Source organism: Paraburkholderia sp. GAS334, from assembly GCF_050436625.1.
Lineage (GTDB): Bacteria > Pseudomonadota > Gammaproteobacteria > Burkholderiales > Burkholderiaceae > Paraburkholderia.
This window is the reverse complement of record NZ_JBNDMO010000078.1, coordinates 1-4,214: the sequence shown is the minus strand read 5'-3', so window position 1 is coordinate 4,214 and position 4,214 is coordinate 1. Positions and strand designations below refer to the sequence as shown.

Sequence of the window (4,214 nt, the reverse complement as noted above, 5' to 3'; positions counted from 1 at the left end):
TTCGCAGCGCGGCACGGGCGATTCTCATGTGAGCCAGAACCGGCGCCTGATGAACCACGCCAGCCTCTTCAATCGCCATAGCGGCGCAAGACTCCCGCACCACCTCGTACTGACAGTCGTATAGACGAAACAGGCATCGAACCACCCTTAGCGATGGTTGCCAGACAGGTCGTGTCGAAGCGGACATTCGCCATCACGCGGAGTGGTGGTAACTCGCATGTCTTTTGCCCGACCAGGAAGCAACTGAACGCGTCGGCGCACCGGCTGCATCCGCAGGCCAAAGCGGTCATCCGCAGCCCATCGAGTCCCGCGCTCAACGAATGGCCGTTTGCGAGCGAAGCTTAAGACAGGAGTCGACCCGTTTGCGTCGCTGGCGTCTAGTCGGCATGTGTCCGCAGCTATTCGCCGAGCGGACTCTCGCTGAAAAAAACGCCGTCCAATGCGGCTCTGCATCGAACTTCCGTACTCGACCCTCTCCGGCCATTCGGCGTGTCAGCTGCGGTGGCCGCTTTGCTGTCAATTTCTGCCATTCCGCATGGATGGTCTTCGTGTAGCAGCGTGTTTTCGTTTGAGGGACTTCGTCACTTCGGCAATAACCGAGGCAAGACGTAGCGCGGCCGCTTTCATTTGCGCGTTGCTAAAGCCCCCGAATCCGAGGACCAGGCCGGGCCGCTCCGTTCCAGGCGCGAACATCGGCGATACAGGACGCACAGCGACTCCGGCCCTGGCGGCCAGCTCGACCACTTTGCGATCGTCCATGCCTTCCGCCAGCCAAAGGATAACGTGCATGCCCTGATCGCCTGGTTCCAGCCATGCCAAATCCTTGGGGAGCAACGCGTCGAGCGTCTCGATCAACTGGACCCGATGACCCGAGTACACATTGCGAACTCTGCGAATGTGGCGCTCCAGATGGCCCTCCGCCATGAAGGCCGCCAGCACATGCTGGTCGGCGTTCGGCGGATGACGGTCCATCAGCACACGCGCGCCGCAAAAAGCATCGACCAGATCGTCGGGCACGATCACGTAGCCCAACCGCAACGACGGAAACAGGATCTTGCTAAACGTGCCAAGATAAACGACCCGATCCGGGTCCAATCCCTGAAGCGACGGAAACGGATAGCCCTGGTATCGGAGTTCGCTATCGTAGTCGTCTTCGACGACCCATGCGTTGCTGGCGCGCGCCCACGCCAGCAACGCGTTGCGCCGGGCCATGCTCATAGGCATGCCCAACGGATACTGATGCGACGGCGTGACGAAGGCGGCACGCGCGTGAGGCGCCATCCGGATGCCTGCTTCGACATCGATGCCTTCGGCGTCGACCGGTACGCGAATCATCGTATCGCGATGGCCCATGCTCTCGAGTATGGCCGTTACGCCGCGGTAGGCCGGGTTTTCGACCCACGCTTGATCACGCGAAGCCAGCAACACCTGACATGCGAGAAAGAGCCCCTGCTGTGTTCCACTGGTCACGATGACCTGTCCGGGTTCGCAACGCACCGAACGTGACTTGCGCACGTAGCCGGCGATCGCTTCACGGAGCGGTAACGCCCCAAGCGGATCGGCATAACCGGCCGGCGCGCCGGGCCCCTTCGCGCGCAGGCGGTTGCCGAGCCGACGCCAGATGTCGGCGGGCGCAGTCAAACCGAGAGGGACGGATATCGCAAACGGCACCGGTGGAAGCGGCCTGAACTCCTGTGCGATCTGCGCGAACACTGCCGCTGGCTCTGGCAAGCCAGTCCGGGTCATCCGCTGGCGTTCCGTACCTGGTTCGCGTGTCTGTTGCGGCTCGGCGAGCGCTTGAACAACCCGTGTGGCCGCGCGACCTTTCGATTCCAAGAAGCCTTCAGCAATCAACTGCTCATATGCCTCTATCACCGTGCCGCGCGCGATGTCCAGCGAAGCTGCCAGCAATCGCGTGGACGGCAACGCATCGCCGGGCCGGATATCCCCTTTGCGTACCGCCTCTCGCAATGCCTGCGCCACCTGACGGCTCAGGTTACCGGCTGCCCGGTCCAGCGTGCCGATTGACGGGATTTCAGCCACCCCGGCCGTTCTTGCCACGATTCTGGTCCTACAAAATTTGTCGAAACTGGACCTGTAGCATAAACCAGTTTTGCGTCACAATGCGTCCAAATGAAATTCGAACCGGTGACCTTCGACATCTCCGTGGAATAGACATGTACGTACCAGCCCATTTCAATGAACCTCGCCTCGAAAACCTGCATGCGCACATCGCACAGCATCCGTTCGGCACTTTGATCACGCATGGGACGAGCGGGCTGGACGCCAACCACCTTCCGTTTGAACTGGCGGCAGGAGAAGGCGAGTTGGGCGCGCTGCGCGCGCATGTCGCGCGCGCGAATCCGGTATGGCAGGACGTCTCGAACGGCGACGAGGTGCTCGTGGTCTTTCGCGCAGGAGATGCCTATATCTCCCCAAACTGGTACCCGAGCAAACACGAATTCCACAAGCAGGTGCCGACCTGGAATTACATCGTCGTCCACGCGTACGGACGCATCTCCGTTCACGACGACGAGCGATATGTGCGCGGCCTGGTCGGCCGGCTGACCCGCACACATGAGGCGTCGCAACCCCAGCCTTGGAAAATGGCCGACGCACCGAAGGACTATATCGATACCATGCTCGGTTCGATCGTCGGTCTGCAGATTGACATCACGCGTCTGGTCGGCAAGAGCAAGCTTGGCCAGAACAAGGAAGAGCGGGATATTCGAGGCGCCGGGGAAGCGCTCACTGCGCGCGGCAACTCCCCAATTGGCGATGCGATGCTCGCTCACGCTGCGAAGAAGCTGGAATAGAACGATCCGCTCCCAACAATGAGCTCGGCAGGATGTTAGGCGCCTGATTGTGGCGAATGCGCGCTGCCATCAACAATCCTGGGACTCAGTCCACTTCGAGATCCGACATGTCCGGAAACACCTTCTTCTCAGCAAGCTTATTGCTTGCCTATACGGCGTATTTCGTTGGCACCGCAAGTCCCGGACCGAGCAATCTCGCGATCATGTCCATTGCGGCCAATCACGGCCGGAAGGCGGCGTTGGCGTTCGCGCTGGGCGTCATTTCAGGGTCGATGTTCTGGGCGACGGTAGCGACGGTCGGCATATCAGCGGCGCTGATTGCCTGGTCCCATTTCATCGTGGCGATCAAGATTTTCGGTGGCCTGTACCTCCTCTGGCTGGCCTTCAAATCGGGACGCACTGCTCTTGCCACTGCAGCTACAACCTCACCGAAACGGGAACAGCCACAGAAGTTGACGAGCCTGTACGCGCGAGGCGCGTTGCTGCATCTGACAAATCCGAAGGCCATACTCGTGTGGGTTTCAATTGTCGCCCTCTCTTCGAACAACTCGGGATCTGCCTACGGGGCCGTGATTCCCGGCTGTGCGGTCATTGGATGCCTGGTGTTCAGCGGGTATGCCGTCCTGTTTTCCATGGACTCAGTTCGCCGGCTATACATTCGGACCCGTCGCGCTCTGGAAGGATGCCTTGCTGTCGTATTCGGGGTTGCCGGGATCAGGCTTCTGGCATGGCCTTCCAGATAGGGGCTCGGAAAGAGGCCTGACGATCTTGCCGGCCCTTCATGCCCTAAACTCTGTGCCCTTTCATTCATCTCCAGAGGAAGCCCTATGTACTCTTCCACCTTCATTTTCAGGGCCGGTCAGTACGACGAGGAATTCCATCGCCTCGACCAGGAGATCGCCGAAATGGCGCGTGCAATTCCCGGGTATCTGGGTGAAGAGACCTGGGAGAGCGCCAGCGCCGGATTGATCCAGAACGTCTACTACTGGGAGTCGGAAGACGCACTGCTGCAATTGATCAGGCATCCGACGCACCTCGAAGCGAAGTCGAAGCAGGCCCGCTGGTTGGACGGCTACCGGGTCGTCATTGCGAAGGTGATCCGGGAATATGGGGATGGCGGCCTCGTGACGCGCAAGGAAGATCAGCCTGCTTGATCGAAACCGCTCTCACATCGTGTTCGAGGTAGCGTGGCCATCTTGCCCCGATCCGTTGCGAACGTTTGCCGTTCGGGCATGAGTGTCCGATGAATGTGGAGGAGCGGCCATCCAAATGGCCGTCACGAAGGACCGGAAGTGGCCGGCTGCTGCCGCACAGCCCGGCAGCCGATGCACCCTGCCTGCGCGAACGCCTCGTGGTCGAACGTCGAAATTCCGCACGTGAAAGGCCGCCCGCTTCATG

Annotated in this window: 4 protein-coding genes; 3 read left to right on the top strand and 1 reads right to left on the bottom strand. The window is 60.5% G+C overall.

The genetic code is table 11. The annotated features are described in order from the left end of the window. Positions 1–516 precede the first annotated feature (516 nt). On the bottom strand, positions 517–2,061 hold the full coding sequence (locus P3T21_RS38180; RefSeq protein WP_429261019.1) for a PLP-dependent aminotransferase family protein: 1,545 nt from the start codon (positions 2,059–2,061) through the stop codon (positions 517–519). 116 nt (positions 2,062–2,177) lie between these two features. Between P3T21_RS38180 and P3T21_RS38175 the strand changes: the two genes are divergently transcribed. The 3 genes from P3T21_RS38175 to P3T21_RS38165 all read left to right on the top strand — a co-directional run bounded on the left by P3T21_RS38175 (position 2,178) and on the right by P3T21_RS38165 (position 3,970). Next, positions 2,178–2,816 carry an FMN-binding negative transcriptional regulator gene (locus tag P3T21_RS38175; RefSeq protein ID WP_429261018.1) on the top strand — a complete coding sequence of 213 codons (639 nt, stop codon included), beginning with the start codon at positions 2,178–2,180 and terminating at the stop codon, positions 2,814–2,816. A 107-nt stretch (positions 2,817–2,923) separates the two neighbouring features. Then, positions 2,924–3,559, top strand: a complete 636-nt coding sequence (locus P3T21_RS38170) for a LysE family translocator (protein WP_429261017.1) — start codon at positions 2,924–2,926, stop codon at positions 3,557–3,559. An 84-nt stretch (positions 3,560–3,643) separates the two neighbouring features. Further along, positions 3,644–3,970 carry an antibiotic biosynthesis monooxygenase family protein gene (locus tag P3T21_RS38165; protein WP_172166043.1) on the top strand — a complete coding sequence of 109 codons (327 nt, stop codon included), beginning with the start codon at positions 3,644–3,646 and terminating at the stop codon, positions 3,968–3,970. The last annotated feature ends 244 nt before the right edge of the window (positions 3,971–4,214 follow it).